At 70.5% G+C, this 17,437-nt stretch carries 12 protein-coding genes and 1 pseudogene; 3 read left to right on the forward strand and 10 right to left on the reverse strand.

The annotated features are described in order from the left end of the window. Positions 1–8 precede the first annotated feature (8 nt). The 3 genes from OVA15_RS05080 to OVA15_RS05090 all read right to left on the reverse strand — a co-directional run bounded on the left by OVA15_RS05080 (position 9) and on the right by OVA15_RS05090 (position 5,153). On the reverse strand, positions 9–1,574 hold the full coding sequence (locus OVA15_RS05080; RefSeq protein WP_268143505.1) for a cytochrome ubiquinol oxidase subunit I: 1,566 nt from the start codon (positions 1,572–1,574) through the stop codon (positions 9–11). Between the two features lie 247 nt (positions 1,575–1,821). Then, positions 1,822–2,862, reverse strand: a complete 1,041-nt coding sequence (locus OVA15_RS05085) for a malate dehydrogenase (protein ID WP_268143507.1) — start codon at positions 2,860–2,862, stop codon at positions 1,822–1,824. 182 nt (positions 2,863–3,044) lie between these two features. Further along, positions 3,045–5,153 (reverse strand): DNA gyrase/topoisomerase IV subunit B, encoded by a 2,109-nt coding sequence (locus tag OVA15_RS05090; protein WP_058872207.1) that lies wholly within the window; start codon positions 5,151–5,153, stop codon positions 3,045–3,047. A gap of 381 nt (positions 5,154–5,534) precedes the next feature. Between OVA15_RS05090 and OVA15_RS05095 the strand changes: the two genes are divergently transcribed. Then, positions 5,535–5,732 carry a DUF7455 domain-containing protein gene (locus tag OVA15_RS05095; protein ID WP_006214873.1) on the forward strand — a complete coding sequence of 66 codons (198 nt, stop codon included), beginning with the start codon at positions 5,535–5,537 and terminating at the stop codon, positions 5,730–5,732. 98 nt (positions 5,733–5,830) lie between these two features. Here OVA15_RS05095 and OVA15_RS05100 read toward each other — a convergent pair whose 3' ends face one another. The 7 genes from OVA15_RS05100 to OVA15_RS05130 all read right to left on the reverse strand — a co-directional run bounded on the left by OVA15_RS05100 (position 5,831) and on the right by OVA15_RS05130 (position 13,861). After that, the gene (locus OVA15_RS05100; protein WP_268143510.1) at positions 5,831–6,364 is read right to left on the reverse strand and encodes a GyrI-like domain-containing protein; all 534 of its coding nucleotides are present in this window, start codon (positions 6,362–6,364) and stop codon (positions 5,831–5,833) included. Between the two features lie 138 nt (positions 6,365–6,502). Then, positions 6,503–7,210, reverse strand: a complete 708-nt coding sequence (locus OVA15_RS05105; protein WP_268143534.1) for a DAK2 domain-containing protein — start codon at positions 7,208–7,210, stop codon at positions 6,503–6,505. A 10-nt stretch (positions 7,211–7,220) separates the two neighbouring features. Continuing rightward, complete coding sequence (locus OVA15_RS05110; RefSeq protein ID WP_024290316.1) at positions 7,221–8,216, reverse strand: dihydroxyacetone kinase subunit DhaK; 996 nt, start codon at positions 8,214–8,216, stop codon at positions 7,221–7,223. Between the two features lie 162 nt (positions 8,217–8,378). Further along, a complete protein-coding gene (locus OVA15_RS05115) occupies positions 8,379–10,013 on the reverse strand; it encodes an RNA polymerase sigma factor (RefSeq protein ID WP_251715228.1) in 1,635 nt (544 codons plus the stop codon). A gap of 237 nt (positions 10,014–10,250) precedes the next feature. After that, positions 10,251–11,549: a hypothetical protein gene (locus OVA15_RS05120; protein ID WP_268143537.1), complete on the reverse strand. Its 1,299-nt coding sequence runs from the start codon at positions 11,547–11,549 to the stop codon at positions 10,251–10,253. A 99-nt stretch (positions 11,550–11,648) separates the two neighbouring features. Further along, positions 11,649–12,881 carry an MFS transporter gene (locus tag OVA15_RS05125; RefSeq protein ID WP_268143539.1) on the reverse strand — a complete coding sequence of 411 codons (1,233 nt, stop codon included), beginning with the start codon at positions 12,879–12,881 and terminating at the stop codon, positions 11,649–11,651. 59 nt (positions 12,882–12,940) lie between these two features. Further along, positions 12,941–13,861, reverse strand: a complete 921-nt coding sequence (locus OVA15_RS05130; RefSeq protein WP_006214866.1) for a PAC2 family protein — start codon at positions 13,859–13,861, stop codon at positions 12,941–12,943. 327 nt (positions 13,862–14,188) lie between these two features. Between OVA15_RS05130 and OVA15_RS05135 the strand changes: the two are divergent. Continuing rightward, positions 14,189–15,831: pseudogene (locus OVA15_RS05135) on the forward strand (leucyl aminopeptidase). A gap of 205 nt (positions 15,832–16,036) precedes the next feature. Further along, positions 16,037–17,404: a dihydrolipoyl dehydrogenase gene (gene lpdA, locus OVA15_RS05140; protein WP_006214864.1), complete on the forward strand. Its 1,368-nt coding sequence runs from the start codon at positions 16,037–16,039 to the stop codon at positions 17,402–17,404. The last annotated feature ends 33 nt before the right edge of the window (positions 17,405–17,437 follow it).

The following is a 17,437-nucleotide window of genomic DNA, read 5'->3' on the forward strand; positions in this document are numbered from 1 at the left end:
TCGTCTCCTCAGTAGGCGAAGGCCAGGACGTCGTCCCGGGAGCCGTCGTCGTCGTGGTCCTCGTGCTCGACCAGCTCGGGCATGGCCGCGACCACGCCGGTGCGCACGTACTTGGCGATCAGCGCGACCTCCACGACCATGAGCACCCCGTACAGCAGCAGGAGGCTGCCCAGCGAGAACAGCAGCTCCCCGGCCGTGACGTTCGGCGAGACCGCGGCTTCGGTGAACATGAAGATCCGCTGATCCAGCGGCAGGTCCGGATTGGGTGCTACGACGAAGGGCTGCCGGCCCATCTCCGTGAAGACCCAGCCCGCCACATTGGCCCCGAACGGGGCCAGGATGCCCACGACGCCCAGGCCCATCAGCCCCTTCGACAGGGGCACCGTGCCCTTGCGCGTGAGCCACCAGGCACCGGCGCAGGCCACGGCCGCCAGACCGCCGAAGGTGATCATCAGGCGGAAGCCCCAGTAGGTGACCTCCATGAGGGGCTGGTACTCGATCTGCTCACCGGCTCGGTCGCCGTAGAGCTCGTCGTCGGCCAGGTTCGTGCCGTACTCCTGCTCGTACTCGGGCTGCAGCGTGTTCAGCCCCGCCACGTCGGTCGTGAAGTTGTTGTAGGCCAGGAAGGACAGCAGGCCGGGCACTTCCAGGAGGGTGTGCGCGTTGTCGCAGGACGCGTCGCCCGGCGAGCCGATCGTGAGCACCGAGAACGCGGTGCCGTCGTGGCAGGCCGCTTCCGCGGAGGCCATCTTCAGGGGCTGCTGGTGGATCATCAGCTGCGCCTGCGCATGTCCGGAGAACGCCGTGCCCAGGAAGCCGACGATCCCGATGAGGATCCCCACGCGCAGCGAGCGCCACCACACCCGGTAGTCGGTGCGGTCGCGTCCCCCGGTGGGCAGCTCCCCCACGACGACGACGCCGTCGGCATCCACGGTGTCGAGGCCGTCCGCCCGGCGGCGCCACAGCTTGTACCAGGCGATGCCCAGCAGGAAGGACCCGGCCACGGCGATCGCCCCGAACAGGGTGTGGATGATCGCCACCACCGCTGTCGAGTTCGTCAGCACGGCGCCGATGTCATTCAGGATGGGGCGGCCGTCGATGATCTCGTAGCCGACCGGATGCTGCATCCACGAGTTGGCCACGATGATGAAGAACGCCGAGAGCCACGAGGCGATCACCGCCATGGCGAGGCAGGCCGCGTGGACCGCCGGGCGCAGCTTGTCCCAGCCGAAGATCCACAGGCCCAGGAACGTGGACTCCACGAAGAACGCGAGCAGTCCCTCCATGGCCAGCGGGGCGCCGAAGACATCGCCCACGAAGCGCGAGTACTCCGACCAGGCCATCCCGAACTGGAACTCCTGGACCAGGCCCGTGGCCACGCCCATGATGAAGTTGATCAGGAAGAGCTTGCCCCAGAACTTGGTCAGCCGCAGGTCCTCCGGGCGGCGCCTGCGCACCCACTGCAGGTTGAACCACACCACGACGGCGCCGAGTCCCAGCGTCAGCGGGACCATCATGAAGTGGTAGACCGTGGTGATCCCGAACTGCCACCGAGCGATCTCGACGATGTCCATGCGACTCCTCGCGGGGCCCTGCCGGCGGAGCGCCGGGCGGAGACGGGCCTCGCCTCAGATGCTCCACAGCCTAGGCTCGCCGATGGTTCGAGCGGTCCGCGAGCCGGGCTCTGAGGCTGTCTCGTCGCTCACACCCGCGCCGTCCCAGGTCAGGGCATCCTCGGTCGTCCCAGGCGCGCCATCGCCGTGGCAGCTCCGGCACTCCTCATGCGCCGCAGCCGTCCCGGCGCGCGGGTCCAGGCGCGGCTCAGCTGCGGGGACCCAGCAGTCCCGCTGCCGCCACCGCATCGCGCTCTGCGACCAGCTCGGCCACCGAGCGGTCGATGCGCTCGCGGGCGAAGTCGTCGATCTGCCAGTCGGGCACGATGGACCACTGCCCGTCGGCGCAGGTCACGGGGAAGGAGCTGACGATCCCCTCCGGGACGCCGTAGGAGCCTTCCGAGGCCACGGCCATGGAGGTCCACGAGCCCTCCGGGGTGCCCTGGCTCCACAGGCGGACGTGGGAGATCAGGGCATGGGCGGCCGAGCCCACCGACGAGCCGCCGCGCACCTCGATGATCTCGGCGCCGCGCTTGGCCACCGCCGGGATGTACGTCTCGGCGACCCACTGCCGGTCCAGACCCCGATCCGCCAGAGCCTGGACGGCAGGGCTGCCGGAGACGACGGCGCGCGAGAGGTCCACGAACTGGGTCGCGGAGTGGTTGCCCCAGATCGCGACGCCGTCGATGTCGGCGGCCGCCCGGTCGCAGGCCTGAGCCAGCTGGGCCTGGGCACGCAGGTGATCCAGCCGCGTCAGGGCCGTGAAGCGCTGGGCCGACACCTCAGGAGCATGGGAGGCGGCGATCAGCGCATTCGTGTTGGCAGGATTGCCCACGACGACGGCGCGGAAGCTGTCCTGCGCCCCCGCGGCGATCGCGCGCCCCTGCTCCGAGAAGATGCCGGCGTTGGCCTCCAGCAGATCCGCGCGCTCCATGCCCTTGCTGCGCGGCCTGGCGCCGATCAGCAGTCCGAGCTCGCTGCCGTCGAAGGCCTGCACGGGATCGTCGAACACGTCGACGGAGGCCAGGAGATCGAAGGCGCAGTCGCTGAGCTCCATGGCCACGCCCTCGGCGGCCCGGGCCGCCTGCGGCAGCTCGAGCAGGCGCAGCCGCACCGGCTGCTGCGGCCCGAACAGGTCCCCGGCACAGGCGCGGAACAGCGCGGCGTAGCCGATCTGCCCGGCGGCACCCGTGACGGTGACGGTGATCGGGCGGGGGTCCTGGGTGGTCTCGGGGCCGGTCGTGTCCATGGCTGCTCCTGCGCTGGGCCGGGTCGGTGTGGCTTCAGCGTAGGTCGCGGGAGCATCGGCAGGCACGGCGTTGCACGATCTGGGCAGCGAGGTCTTGCAGACCGACCCCGCCATGCGGCGAGCCGAGGGCGCAGCCGCGCTCGCCCGGTCGGGCTGCGGCCCGGCCAGGCCGCCGGTCGTGCTCAGGCGTCGATCTGCTCGGCATCCAGTCGCGCGGCGCCCTCGATGATGAAGTCCCGGCGCGGGGCCACCTCCGAGCCCATCAGCAGCGCGAAGGCGCGCTCGGCCTCCTCGGCCTGGCTCATGGTCACCCGGCGCAGCAGCCGGTGGCGGATGTCCATGGTGGTCTCCGCCAGCTGATCGGCATCCATCTCCCCCAGGCCCTTGTAGCGCTGGATCGGCTCCTTGTAGGAGCGGCCCTCCGACTCGAGGCGGGACAGCAGGCGGTGCAGCTCGGCCTCCGAGTAGGTGTAGACCATCTCGTTGGCCTTCGAGCCGCGGTTGATGATCTCCACACGGTGCAGCGGGGGAACGGCCGCGTAGACCTTGCCGGCCTCCACGAGAGGGCGCATGTAGCGGTAGAACAGCGTCAGCAGCAGCGTGCGGATGTGGGCGCCGTCCACATCGGCGTCGGTCATCATGATGACCTTGCCGTAGCGGGCGGCGTCGAGATCGAACGTGCGCCCCGAGCCTGCGCCGATGACCTGGATCAGGGCCGCGCACTCGGCGTTGGCCAGCATGTCCGGCAGCGACGCCTTCTGGACGTTGAGGATCTTGCCGCGGATGGGGAACAGCGCCTGGTAGGCGGAGTCGCGAGCCATGCGGGCGGTGCCCAGCGCGGAGTCGCCCTCCACGATGAAGACCTCGGAGCGCTGCACATCGGTCGAGCGGCACTCGACGAGCTTGGCGGGCATGGACGAGGTCTCCAGGGCGTTCTTGCGCCGCTGCGTCTCCTTGTGCAGGCGAGCCGAGATGCGGGACTTCATCTCACCGACGACCTTCTCCAGGACCTGCCCGGCCTGGTTCTTCTGCTCCCGCTTGCCCGACGTCAGCGCCGCCGTGAGCTCCTTCTCCACGACCTTGGAGACGATCTGGCGCACCGCCGGGGTGCCCAGCACCTCCTTGGTCTGGCCCTCGAACTGCGGCTCGGCCAGGCGCACCGTCAGCACGGCCGTGAGCCCGGCCATGATGTCGTCCTTCTCGATCTTGTCGTTGCCGGCCTTGAGCTTGCGCGCATTCGCGGCGATCTGCTTGCGGAAGACCTTCACCAGCGCCTGCTCGAACCCGCTGACGTGCGTGCCGCCCTTGGGCGTGGCGATGATGTTCACGAAGCTGCGCAGCTCGGTGTCGTAGCCGATCCCCCACCGCAGGGCGACGTCGACCTCGCACGTGCGCTCGACGTCCTTGAGCCGGGACTGACCGGAGTCATCGAGCACGGGCACCGTCTCGGTGAAGGTCCCCTCGCCCTGGAAGCGCCAGACATCGGTCACGGACTCGTCCGAGGCCAGGAACTCGGCGAACTCGGAGATGCCGCCGTCGTGCTGGAAGACCTCCTCGTGGGAGCCCATCTCACCGGCCGTGCCCGGAAGGCGGCGCTCGTCGCGCACGGTGAGGCGCAGCCCCGGGATCAGGAAGGCGGTGGTGCGGGCGCGGCGGACCAGCTCCTCATAGGAGAACTGGGCGTCCGGGGTGAAGATCTGCTTGTCCGCCCAGTAGCGCACGCGGGTCCCGGTCACGCCGCGCTTGGCCTTGCCGACGACGTCGAGCTCGGATCCCGAGACGAACGGCTCGAAGGGCGCCTGGGGGCTCGGGGCGCCCTTGTCCTCGAAGCGCCCGGGCTCCCCGTGGCGGAAGGACATCTGGTAGGTCTTCCCGCCGCGATCCACCTGGACGTCCAGGCGCGAGGACAGGGCGTTGACCACCGAGGCGCCCACGCCGTGCAGACCGCCGGAGGCCGTGTAGGAGCCGCCGCCGAACTTGCCGCCGGCATGCAGCTTGGTGAACACGACCTCCACGCCGGACAGCCCGGTGCGCGGCTCCTTGTCGATGGGCACGCCTCGGCCGTCGTCGTGGACCTCGACGCAGCCGTCCTTGTGCAGCACCACCGTGATCTGCTGGCCGTAGCCGGCCAGGGCCTCGTCCACCGAGTTGTCGATGATCTCCCAGAGGCAGTGCATGAGCCCGCGGCCGTCGGTCGAGCCGATGTACATGCCCGGGCGCTTTCGCACAGCCTCCAGGCCCTCCAGCACCGAGAGGTGGCGGGCGTTGTACTCGGAGGTCGAGGGGGTCACGACGGGAGAGCTCCTGCGGTTCGACGGCATCGATCGTGCCTGCGGCTGCCGGCCGCGGCCGCGGGTGGGGCGGCCGCCCGGCGGCGCACGGGCGACCCCACTCTAGACCGGCTCGGCGACACCGCGCGGGCCGCTGCCGTTGCGATCGACGACGGGTCCCCACCGTGACGCGGCGCTCACCGGATGCGCGGTGGGCGAAATCGCGTGCCGCTGGGAAGCTTCCGGGGGCTCGGCGTGGTTCTATAGTCCGAACCGCCGCACCCCCGCCTCGGAGGACCGAGCGCATCGGATGCGCGGTATCGGCCCAGCGTCGATGCTGGACCAGACGAATCCGTCGCGGACATCTCACGATCCGACGGACTCCGAGCACGAGGAGGAATCGTGAACACCACGCTTGAGACCCCAGAACTGAACGCCACCCACCGCTGCGACGCCTGCGGCGCCCAGGCCTACGTCCGTGTGGTCCTCGAGTCCACCGGCGGCGAGCTGCTCTTCTGCGCTCACCATGCCCGTGCCAACGAGGACAAGCTGCGCCCCATGGCCGCCCAGTGGCAGGACGAGACCGAGCGCATCTCCTGAACGCTCAGGATCCCCTGCAGCGCGGGCGCTGAGCCGGCACGAGGGCCCCGTTCACCGATCGGTGAACGGGGCCCTCGTCTGTGCCGGAGGCCTCGGTCTCAGCCCAGCCGCGTGAACAGGTCGGTGCGCAGGTCCACCGGATCCATCTCCGGGCTCGGCTCGGTGACGTAGACCTCCCAGAACGGCAGCTCGGGGGTCTCACCGGCGGCGGCGACCTGACCTATGAACCCGGCCCAGGCGGTCGACAGCTGGTCGAACCCGCCCAGGTGGGAGATCCGCGCCGCTCGTCCTCCCGGCAGCCACGACGGCTCCAGCCGCACTCCGTCCGCGGCCTCGATCACGGACTCGCTCGGCTCGGTCAGGGGCATGCCGACCTCGAAGTCCGCGGTCTCGTCCGGGGCGCGGTGGTACAGGGCGAACGCCGGTCCGCTGGGGGTCAGCCCGTGCTGCGCCATGGCCGGGAAGATCGCGCGGAAGGCGGTGTCGAAGACCTCCGGCATCCGGTCCATCGGCTGGCCGTGGACCTTCAGCACCAGCGTGGGGACCTGCTGGGCCTCGAAGACCTCGAGGCTGGTCACGGGCTCCTGGCTCAGGCCCATGGGCGATCCGAAGGGGGTGGATTCCTGCGTCATGGGTCTCTCCTGTATCTCGTGCCCCCGCAGCGCGGGCGGCTTCCGGATGCGGCGGGGTTCTGGGCTCAGACTAGGTCGTCGTCCCGGTGTCGCAGGAGAGGGCCCTCCCCCTGCGTCTGCGCCGGAAAGGCCCGTCCCTCAGACGAGCCAGGCCGTGTCGACCTCCCGCGGGTGCTGCTCGCCCCGACCGGCGTCAGCGGCGGCACGAGCCGCGCCCAGCACCAGTGCCATGGCCGCGGCGCCCGGGTCGATCACCCCCTGCGAAGCCTCTCCCACATAGCTGGCTCGACCGCGTCGGGCGAGGCTCTCAGCACTGCTGCGAGCGCCCTCGACCGCAGCGGCCTCGCCGGCTTCGAGGACGTGCTGCGAAGGCTCGCCGTCGTGCAGGCTCCGGCGCATGGCCTCCACTGCGGGAGCCAGGGCATCAACCATCGTCTTGTCCCCGACCTCGGCCTCGCCGTAGCGCTGCACGATCGCCTGCCCCGCAGCCAGGGCCTCGACGAGCTCCTCCACCTGCGGAGTGCCGTCCGCCTCACCGGCCTTGGCCAGCTCTCGGAAGAACACGCCGAACAGCGGACCGCTGGTGCCGCCCACGGCGAGCCAGCCGCGATACAGCGCGCTCAGCCACTGCCGGTAGGTGCTCGGCTGCTCCTGCTCGGTCTCCCTGTCCAGCTGCAACAGCGCGGCGCGCACGCTGGTGCCGAAGTCTCCGTCGCCTGCTCGACGGTCCAGCTCGCCCAGGGCTTCGGCGTTCTCGCCCAGCAGCCGCTGCACGCCCTGCACGAACCGGCGCCCGAAGTCCTCGCCCAGGCCCTGAGCCGTCCCGGAACTCTCCTGCTCGGTCATCTTCTGCTCCTCACCAGGTCAGGGCGGGGGTGCGCACGGGGGCGTCCCACAGCTGACGGGTCTGCGGATCCAGCGGCATCAGCGTGATCGACACGCCGTGCATGTCCAGGCTCGTGACGTACGAGCCCACGAGCCAGCGCCCGACGGACAGTCCTTCGCCGCGGAGGCGATGGTGCGCCGCTCGCGCCACGAGGCTCAGCTCGAGCTGCGTGGCCGAGCCGAGGCCGTTGACCACCACGAGCAGCTCCTGCCCCTGCTCCAGGCCCAGCTGCTCGAGCAGCGGGTCGAGCAGCTGGTCCGTCAGCCCGTCGGCGTCGGTGAACTCGCCACGGCGGGCCGCGCGCTCGCCGTGGATGCCGACGCCGAGCTCGACCTCGTGGTCCTCGAGCTCGAACTGGGGGCGCCCGTCCGCCGGCGGGGTGCCCGCGGACAGCGCCAGGCTCATGGTCCGCGCCGAGGCTGCGGCGCGGCGGCCGATCTCGGCGACCTCGCTCAGCTCGGCTCCCTGCTCGGCTGCGGCCCCGCACAGCTTCTCCACGATCAGGGTGGCGGCGGTCCCCCGGCGGCCCGGTCCGCCGTCCGGGGAGTCGGTGGCCAGGTCGTCGTCGACCAGCACGATCTCGGTCTCGATGTCATCGTCGCCGGTGATCTCGTCCGCGATCCGGAAGTTCAGGACGTCGCCGGTGTAGTTCTTGACGATCTGGACGACGCCGCGGCCCGAATCGGCGGCGCGCGTGGCCTCCAGGACCTGCAGCGCGGTGGGGCTCGTGAACACGGCGCCCGCAACGGCCACGTCCAGCATGCCGCGCCCGACCATCCCCGCGTGCAGCGGCTCGTGCCCGGAGCCCCCGCCGGAGACCAGTCCGACCTTGTCCTGAGCGGGCTCGCGGCGGCGCACGTAGCGGTGCTCGGCCTCCAGCTCCAGCAGCTGCGGGTGGCTGAGCACGAGGCCCTCGAGGGCCTGCGGCACCAGCTGATCGGGATCGTTGACGATGCTTCGGCGCATGGCCGCTCCTCACCTGAGGTGTTCTCTCGGTGCTAGGGATCCTACGGGCGGCCTCCGACGGCGCAGCGCCCGGGGAATACGACGACGGCCCCCTCTCCGCCGCCGCTGGGGCAGCCGGAGGGAGGGCCGTCGGAAGGACGCTGCGCGCTCAGCGCAGGAGGATCAGTCCAGGTAGTCGCGCAGGACCTGCGAGCGCGAGGGGTGGCGCAGCTTGGACATGGTCTTGGACTCTATCTGGCGGATCCGCTCGCGGGTCACGCCGTAGACCTTGCCGATCTCGTCCAGGGTCTTGGGCTGGCCGTCGGTGAGCCCGAAGCGCATGGCGACCACCCCTGCCTCCCGCTCGGAGAGTGTGTCGAGCACCGAGTGCAGCTGCTCCTGCAGCAGCGTGAAGCTCACGGCGTCGGCGGGCACGACGGCCTCGGAGTCCTCGATCAGATCTCCGAACTCGGAATCGCCGTCCTCGCCCAGCGGGGTGTGCAGGGAGATGGGCTCGCGGCCGTACTTCTGGACCTCGACGACCTTCTCCGGAGTCATGTCCAGCTCCTTGGCCAGCTCCTCCGGGGTGGGCTCGCGGCCCAGGTCCTGGAGCATCTGGCGCTGGACGCGGGCCAGCTTGTTGATGACCTCGACCATGTGCACCGGGATGCGGATGGTGCGGGCCTGATCGGCCATGGCGCGGGTGATCGCCTGGCGGATCCACCAGGTGGCGTAGGTCGAGAACTTGAAGCCCTTGGTGTAGTCGAACTTCTCGACGGCGCGGATCAGGCCCAGGTTGCCCTCCTGGATCAGGTCCAGGAAGAGCATGCCGCGGCCCGTGTAGCGCTTGGCCAGGGAGACGACGAGGCGCAGGTTGGCCTCGAGCAGGTGGTTCTTGGCGCGCTTGCCGTCGTGGATGACCCAGCGCAGGGCCTTGCGGTCCTCCTTGGACAGCTTGTCCGCTTCCTCGCCCTTGTACTTGTGCTCGGCGAACAGGCCGGCCTCGATCCGCAGGGCGAGATCGACCTCCTGCTCGGCGTTGAGCAGCGCGACCTTGCCGATCTGCTTCAGGTAGTCCTTGACGGGATCGGCGGTCGCGCCCGCGGAGACAACCTGCTGCGCGGGGGCGTCGTCATCGTCGTTGTTGGACAGCACGAAGCCGCGGACCTTGTCCGACTTGGACTCGGTCTCCTTGCCCGTGGGCTTGGCGATGACCTCGGTGCCGGAGCGGGCCTTCTCGGCGTCGTCGCCCTGAACGACGACGTCCTCGCCCTCCTCCGCGGAATCATCGGCCTCATCGGCCGAGTCGAGGTCCTCTCCCGAGGCGTCCTCGTACTCGTCCGCGCTGTCCTCCGGCTCGGCCTGGGCCGCCTTGCGGCGGGTGGTCTTGGGCGCGGCCTTGGCGGCGGTCTCGTCGGACTCGGCGGCCTTGGCCGCCGTCTTGCGCGTGGTGGGCTTCTTGGCGGCGGTCTTCTTGGCCGGAGTCTTCTTGGCCGGGGCCTTCTCAGCCTCCTCCAGCGACTCGGTCTTGGCCTCCGCCTCAGCACCGGTCTCCGGGACCGAGGCCTTGGTGGCCGTGGAGCGGGACGCGGTCGACTTGGAGGCAGCCGACTTGGAGGCCGTGGACTTGACGGCGCTCGACTTCGCCGCGGACGAGGTGGTCTTGCGCGCGGCGGTGGTCTTCTTGGCCGCAGTCGTCTTCTTGGCGGCGGACTTGGCCGGGGCTGCGCCCGTGGACTCCGCACCCGCGGTGTCGACCTCAGCGGGGTCGCTCGCGCTCGCAGCGGCAGCCGACTTGTTCTGGGCAGCAGGGGACAATGTTGACCTTTCCTCACTAGACGAAGCGCCCGACTCACCGTCAGAACGCCTATGACCCTGTCAAGCCCTCGGCTCGCACACACACGCGCTGCCAAGGATCCTGAAGGGCCTACCGTGGGATCCAACCAGAGGTCGCTGCCTTTTGTTCCGTGAATCGCGGATGTCGCAGATCTTTTTTCTGACATCGATGGAGCGCGCCCCACGGCTTTCGTCCGAACACCGGCAGGACTTCGGGGCTCAGCTGCGACGATGCCAGCTGCGCTGCGGATCTCCCGCCCAGCTGGGCAGCGGATGCTGGGTGCCCAGAGCGCGCAGTCGCGCCACGCCCAGGTGCTCCGGCACGGCCTCCGCAGCCAGCTCGAGCCACTGGGTCGCCCGCGTCCCCCGGGCGCGAAAGCGCTCCAGATGCGCGGTGGCCACCCACAGCCAGGCCTCGGCATCGGCACCGGCCGGCGATCCGGGCCCCGCTTCAGCGGCGCCGTGCAGCAGGTCCAGCAGCAGCTCGAGCACGCCCTCGCACTGCTCGACCCGCTCCCAGTCGGGCGTCCCGTCCCACCGGCCCTTGAGCACCTCGATCATCCAGCCGAAGTCCTCGCCGTGGCTCGACCCGTGCACCATGGCCTGCAGCTGCCACCAGGCCCTCAGGGCGCGCCCGTGCTGGCCGGTGAGCACGGACACCGCGAGCGCGTCCGATCCCAGCGGATCCGCCAGGCAGACCAGCAGCTGCGCCTGCGCGGCCGAATCCAGCGCCGAGGCCCGTTCGGCGGCCGTGCCCGGGGAGCGCTCATCGAGCAGGCGCTGCCAGGCCTCCAGGGAGTCGGCCACCTGGGGTCCGACGTCGCGGTGGAGGCACTGGGCGGCACCAGGTCCGGCCGCGCCGCGGCGCAGGCTCCATCGCCGCTGGAACTCTCGGACCAGGCCCCGGCAGTCCTCTACCCGCAGCTCGCTGCGCTCCGGCTCGGCGCGGACGGACCGAGTCGGGGCCGGCTCGTCGACCGTGCTTCCGGTGACCACCAGCGCCGTCCACACCGCGCTGGAGCGGATCTCCTGCACGTCGCGGCCGATCCGGGGCTCGGAGTCCTCCAGATCGAACCACTGCCGCGGCCCCACCTCCCAGCACCCGGCGATGCTGTGCCCGGACAGGGCCGCGGCCTCCCCCACGGCGTCGACGACCTGCTCGCACTGCCGCCCGTCCAGGGACGATCCGTCGGTGAACAGTGCCAGGTAGAGGCGGTCGCCCACCGGATCGTGCTCCAGCAGGCGGCACAGCTCGGCGATCCACTCGAGCAGCGTGAGCTCATCGGCGAGCACCCGCTCCTCGGGCAGGTCCACGCGCAGGCACGGGCCGGGCTCCGAATCGGTCGAGGTCAGCAGCACCGCCGAGCGCTTGGGCCACTGCCCCAGCGTGTGCGGCATGATCGCGAGGATGTCCGCGGCGGTGCGCGCCACGGGCGTGAACGGGTCGCGGCCGACGTCCTGCCCGGAGTCGGCGCGGGAGGAGGGAGTGGGATCGCTGTGCGCGGCGTCTGTGCTCATGGGCCCAGCGTCGCCGTCGGGGCCGGCCACCGGGTCCGGAAGCCGACGACCGTGGAGATCCCGCCCCGCGTGGCTGCGCAGACGGAGGCTGTGGAGCCCTCAGACCGCGCTGGCGCCGTACTTGCTGCGGACCCGGCGGGTGAACAGCAGGCAGAAGGCTGAGCCCACGGCCGTCACCAGCAGCTGCGTGGCCATGGCCACTCGGAACGACGCCGGCGAGTACAGCTCGTCGGTGATCCCCAGCGCCAGCTGCAGATCCAGCGCGGCACCGATGAGGAAGATCGCGATCAGGGCCGCCACGAAGCCGCCGACATTCGCGATCCCGGTGGCGGTGCCGGCCCGGCGCACGGGGATGAACGACTGGATCACGTTGAAGGCGAGCATGGAGGCCGGCAGCGAGATCGCGATCAGCACGACCGCCGCGACCAGCACCAGGAACGGCACATGTCCGGGCCACAGCAGCAGCACGAGCCACGCGGCCGCACCCAGTCCGATGATGGTGAAGGACAGGCGCATCCGGCGATCGGGCGCACGCGAGACGATCCCGCCGAGCACGAGGCCCACGACGATGTTGGCCAGCACGAAGAACGTCATGACGAACGACGCCTCCCCCATCGACAGGCCCTGGGCGTGCTGCAGATAGGGGTAGCCCCACATCAGTCCGAAGACGTTGCCGGTGAACTGGATCGTGAAGTGCAGCCAGAACGCGAGTCCGATGGAGGGATCGCGCAGGCAGCGCTGCACCTGGATGCGCACCCTGCGCAGGGTCGTGGGCCGCTCGCTGCGGGCCGAGCCCTCCGGGGAGTCGCGCAGGAAGGCCAGCACGAGGACCAGCGTCAGCACGGACAGTCCTGCCATCGACAGGAACGACGGGACCCATCCGGCCGCCGAGAGCAGCAGGCTGAACGGCACGACCGACAGCAGCTGGCCCAGGTTGCCGACCGCGCCGACTGCCATGGTGACCATGGGCGAATAACGCAGCGAGAACCACGCCGGGACGATCTTCAGCACGCACACGAAGGTCATGGCATCGCCGGCGCCGACGAACACGCGAGCCAGAACGCCCACGCTGATCGACTCGGCCACGGCCAGGATGAGCTGTCCGACGATCATCAGCCCGGCGCCGATGGCGACCATCCGCCGGCTGCCCAGCCGATCGACCAGCACGCCGACGGGGATCTGCATGCCGGCGTAGATCAGGACCTGCAGCATCGTGAACAGGGACAGCTCGGAGGCCGCGGCGCCGAAGCGATCCGCGGCCTGGGTCGAGGCCACCCCGAAGCTCGTCCGCTGCGCCACGGCGATCATGTAGGCGAAGACGCCCACCCCCATGACGAGGAAGGCTGTGCGCGAGTCGCGCTGCGGGAGGGGACGACCAGACGCAGCGCCCGTCACAGGTCGTCAGACTCCGAGCGCTGTGCCAGGAAGGCCTCGGCGGCCGCCCCGATCTCATCGGCATCGGGCAGCTCGTCGGCGTCTCCGGCCAGCAGGGAGCGCGGCTGCGCGCCCTCGACGGCCTCGTCGTAGCGCTGCTCGAGCTGGGAGATCACGGCCTGGATCTCCGGCGACTCGGCCACCTGCTCCTCGATGCGCTGCAGGGCATCGCGGGAGTCGTCGCGCAGGGCGTCGGTGGGCAGGGTCAGGGCCGTGGCCGCGGAGAAGTGCTCGAACGCGGTCACCGCGATCTGCGGCAGGACGGCTTCGGCCATGTACTGCGGGACGTGCACCGAGAAGCCCACGTGGTCGATTCCGGCCTCGGCAAGGCGGATCTCGAGCTGCTGGGCGACCGAGGAGCTCATCTCGATGATCGGCAGCTTGGAGAAGCCCGAGCCCACCAGATCGGTGCGTGAGCCGTGCGGGGTCACCAGGAAGGGTCGGGTGTGCGGAACGGGCATGGGGAATCCCGTGACGTCGGTGACGATCGAGGTCTCCATGCGCTGCACGAGGTCCATGACCGCGTCCAGGAAGCGCTCCCAGTGCAGGTCCGGCTCCGGCCCGGAGAGCACCGTGAAGTGCTGGCCCAGAGGGTCCGTCACCAGGTGCAGGGCCAGCTCCGGGCCCTCGATGCGCTCGAAGTGGTCCTGGACGAAGCGCACGTGCGGGCGCCGGGCCCGGTAGTCGTGCAGCTGGTCGGAGTCGAACCTGGCCAGGACCTCCGAGGGCAGTCCCCCCAGCAGGGTCTCGCGGACCTGCTCGGCCAGGTGCCCCGCATCGGCATAGCCGGACAGGGCCACGATCATGGGAGCGCCGTGCAGCCGGGGGTCATCAAGCAGGCTCCCGTTCGCCATGTACAGCTCGGATGCATCAGCCACAGTTGCTCCTCCATCGACGTGCCGTGCGCCGCGCCCCTCCACGGGCACGGGCGCTTCAGCAGGATGCAACGGCCCCGCAGGCGTGTTCTATTCCGTGCGACGGCCGAGCCACCAGTCTCGCACCCATGAGGAGCAGCGCCCATTCGCCGTGCCCCGTCCGAGGCGCCCGCTACCCTCGAGCACATGACGCAGCGGCTGGACGCTCCGGCCCCGCTCCGGGCATATCGCCCGGAGGCAGGCCAAGCGCACCGCACCGCTGCAGGAACCGATCCCCGCCCCGATCGCGCGCCGCGCGCCGATCACCCTCCAGAGGAATGAGGACAGTCCATGGCCCGCACCCCCTCCAGCTCTCCCGCCCGCCGACGCCCCGGCGCCGAGACCCCGCCCGCGCTCATCGACCTCGTCCCCTCGGGCGGGCTGAGCCTGACCAGCAGCACCAAGAAGCTGTCCTCCCTGTCCGCGGACGCTCTGGTGCTCGGCGTGGAGAAGACCCCCGATGGCCCCGTCGTGGCCCTGCCGCTGGAGGCCAAGGGCCTTCCCGCCGATCTGCAGCTGCAGGCGGAGGCGCTGCGCGTCTCCGGCGCCGCAGATGAGGTCCGCACCCTGCCGGCCCCGTCGGGCTCGGCCTGGCCGGTCATCGTGCTGAGCGGGCTGGGCGACGGCCGCGAGACCGACTCGCGCGCCGAGTCGCTGCGCCGCGCCGCCGGTGCGGCCGCACGCGCCCTGACCGGTCGCGAGCACGCCGTGTTCGCTCTGCCGGCCCAGGACGTGGCAGAGGCCGCCGCCAGGCCGAGGGCGCGGCGCTGGGCGCCTTCACGTTCACCGCCCAGAAGCACGCGACCCGCAAGCCCAGCGACTCCCCGCTGCGCCGTGCCACGATCGCCGCGGCGGGCCTTCCCGCGGACGAGCTGGCTCCCGCTCTGACCCGCGCGGAGAACCTGGGGCGGGCCGTAGCACTGTCGCGCACACTGACCGATCTGTCCCCGGACACGGTGTATCCGCACAGCTTCGCCCAGCTGGCCCGCGATCTCGCGGCCGCGACCTCCACCGGGGCCAAGGGCCGGCTCTCGGTCGAGGTCCTGGCCGAGGACGAGCTCGCCGCCGGCGGCTACGGCGGCCTGATGGGCGTGGGCCAGGGAGCGGCGCACCCGCCGCGCCTGGTGCGCATCGGCTGGGAGCCAGCCAAGCCCGTCGACCATGTGGCGCTGGTGGGCAAGGGCATCACGTTCGACTCCGGCGGCCTGTCGCTGAAGCCCGGGGCATCCATGATGACCATGAAGTCGGACATGTCAGGGGCCGCCACCGTGCTGGCCACGGTGCTGGCCGCCGCCGAGGCAGGGCTTCCCGTGGCCACCACGGGCTGGCTGTGCCTGGCCGAGAACATGCCCTCGGGCACCGCCACCCGCCCCGGCGACGTCCTGCGCATCCGCGGCGGGCGCACCGTCGAGGTCCTGAACACCGACGCCGAGGGCCGGCTGGTGCTGGCCGACGGCCTCGTCGCCGCCCGCGAGGAGGATCCGGGCCTGCTCATCGACGTCGCCACGCTGACGGGTGCTCAGATGATCGCCCTCGGCAAGCGCACCGCGGGAGTCATGGGCGATGACGATGCCGTCGAGGCGCTGCTGTCGGCCTCGGTCGACTCGGGCGAGTCCCTGTGGCCCATGCCGCTGCCGCATCACCTGCGCGCCTCGCTGGACTCGCACGTCGCCGATCTGAAGAACATCGGCGACCGCGAGGGCGGGATGCTGGTGGCCGGGCTGTTCCTGCAGGAGTTCGGCGGCGCCGAGCACACCGACTCGGCCGATGACCTGCGCCCCGAGGGCCCTGCCGGCCCCTGGGCGCACCTGGACATCGCCGGACCGTCGTTCAACGAGGACTCCCCGTGGGGCTATACCCCTCGTCAGGGCACGGGCATGGGCCTGCTGACCCTGTTCCGGACCCTCGAGCTCGTGGCCGGACGACCGGTCTGAGCAGACTCGAGCACGCTCGCGGTGTGAGCAGTGCCGCACGGCCGGCCTCCGGGCAGGCTGTGCGGCACGGTCGTCACCCGCATGGCGCGCGCGTGCGACGGGGCTAGACTGACGAACAGAACCGAGGCCTCTGCACGGCATGTCAGGGGCACGCACGGCGACGACGCCGGGCGCACGTGGAACAGATCGCAAGGGAGCGTCATCCGTGGCAGACAACGAATTCGACATCCTGGTGCTCGGCGGAGGCTCCGCCGGTTACGCCGCAGCTCTTCGCGGAGTCCAGCTGGGCTTCAGCGTCGCACTGATCGAGAAGTCCAAGCTGGGCGGCACCTGCCTGCACTGGGGCTGCATCCCCACCAAGGCGTACCTGCACTCGGCCGAGCTGGCCACCGAGGCCCAGAACTCGGAGAAGTACGGCGTGAGCATCGGCGAGGTCTCCGTCGACATGGCCAAGGTGCGCGAGTACAAGGACAGCATCGTCGCCGGCAAGTACAAGGGCCTGCAGGGACTCATGAAGTCCAAGAAGGTCACCGTCGTGGACGGCTTCGGCAAGCTCACCGGTGAGAACACCATCGACGTCGACGGCACCACCTACACCGGCAAGCACATCATCCTGGCCTCGGGCTCCTACTCGAAGACCATGGGCATCGAGATCCGCGATCGGGTCATGACCTCCACCGAGGCCCTCGAGATCGACTGGACCCCCAAGTCCGCGATCGTGCTGGGCGGCGGCGTCATCGGCTCCGAGTTCGCCTCCATGTGGAACTCCTTCGGCGTGGACGTCACCGTCATCGAGGGCCTGGATCACCTGGTCCCCAACGAGGACCCCGCCATCATCAAGAACCTCGAGAAGGAGTTCAAGAAGAAGGGCATCAAGACCAACCTGGGCACCTTCTTCGAGAAGGTCGAGCAGGACGACAACGGCGCCAAGGTCACCCTCGCCGACGGCAAGGTCTTCGAGGCCGACGTCGTCCTGGTCGCCGTGGGCCGCGCCCCGCGCACCGAGGACATGGGCTACGAGGACCTCGGGATCCCCATGGACCGCGGCTTCGTCACCCCGAACGAGCGCCTGCACACCGGCGTGGGCAACATCTACGCGATCGGCGACATCGTCCCGGGCGTGCAGCTGGCCCACCGCGGCTACCAGCAGGGCCGCTTCGTGGCCGAGGAGATCGCGGGCCTGAACCCGATCCCCGTCGAGGACATCAACGTCCCCAAGGTCACCTTCACCGAGCCGGAGATCTCGTCGGTGGGCTACACCCAGCCCAAGGCCGAGGAGAAGTTCGGCAAGGAGAACATCGAGACCTTCGAGTACAACCTGCTCGGCAACGGCAAGTCCTCGATCCTGGGCACCGGCGGCATCATCAAGCTGGTCCGCGAGAAGGACGGCCCGATCGTCGGCTTCCACGCGATCGGCAAGCGCATCTCGGAGCAGATCGGCGAGGGCCAGCTCATCGTCAACTGGGAGGCCTACCCGGAGGACGTCGCGCAGTTCGTCCACGCGCACCCCACCCAGAACGAGGCCCTCGGCGAGGCCGCCATGGGCCTGGCGGGCATCCCGCTGCACGGCTGATCAGGCCACCTCGGCCGGCGACGCTGCTGACAG

Source organism: Kocuria sp. SL71, from assembly GCF_026672465.1.
GTDB classification, from domain to species: domain Bacteria; phylum Actinomycetota; class Actinomycetes; order Actinomycetales; family Micrococcaceae; genus Kocuria; species Kocuria palustris.

Coding starts and splice junctions, on each gene's coding strand:
- OVA15_RS05110 (WP_024290316.1), bottom strand. CDS start 8,216: ATGCGCCGAAGCATCGTCAACGATCCCGATCAGCTGGTGCCGCAGGCC.
- OVA15_RS05125 (WP_268143539.1), bottom strand. CDS start 12,881: ATGGGGGTGGGCGTCTTCGCCTACATGATCGCCGTGGCGCAGCGGACG.
- OVA15_RS05120 (WP_268143537.1), bottom strand. CDS start 11,549: ATGAGCACAGACGCCGCGCACAGCGATCCCACTCCCTCCTCCCGCGCC.
- OVA15_RS05105 (WP_268143534.1), bottom strand. CDS start 7,210: ATGACCGAGCAGGAGAGTTCCGGGACGGCTCAGGGCCTGGGCGAGGAC.
- OVA15_RS05100 (WP_268143510.1), bottom strand. CDS start 6,364: ATGACGCAGGAATCCACCCCCTTCGGATCGCCCATGGGCCTGAGCCAG.
- OVA15_RS05085 (WP_268143507.1), bottom strand. CDS start 2,862: ATGGACACGACCGGCCCCGAGACCACCCAGGACCCCCGCCCGATCACC.
- OVA15_RS05080 (WP_268143505.1), bottom strand. CDS start 1,574: ATGGACATCGTCGAGATCGCTCGGTGGCAGTTCGGGATCACCACGGTC.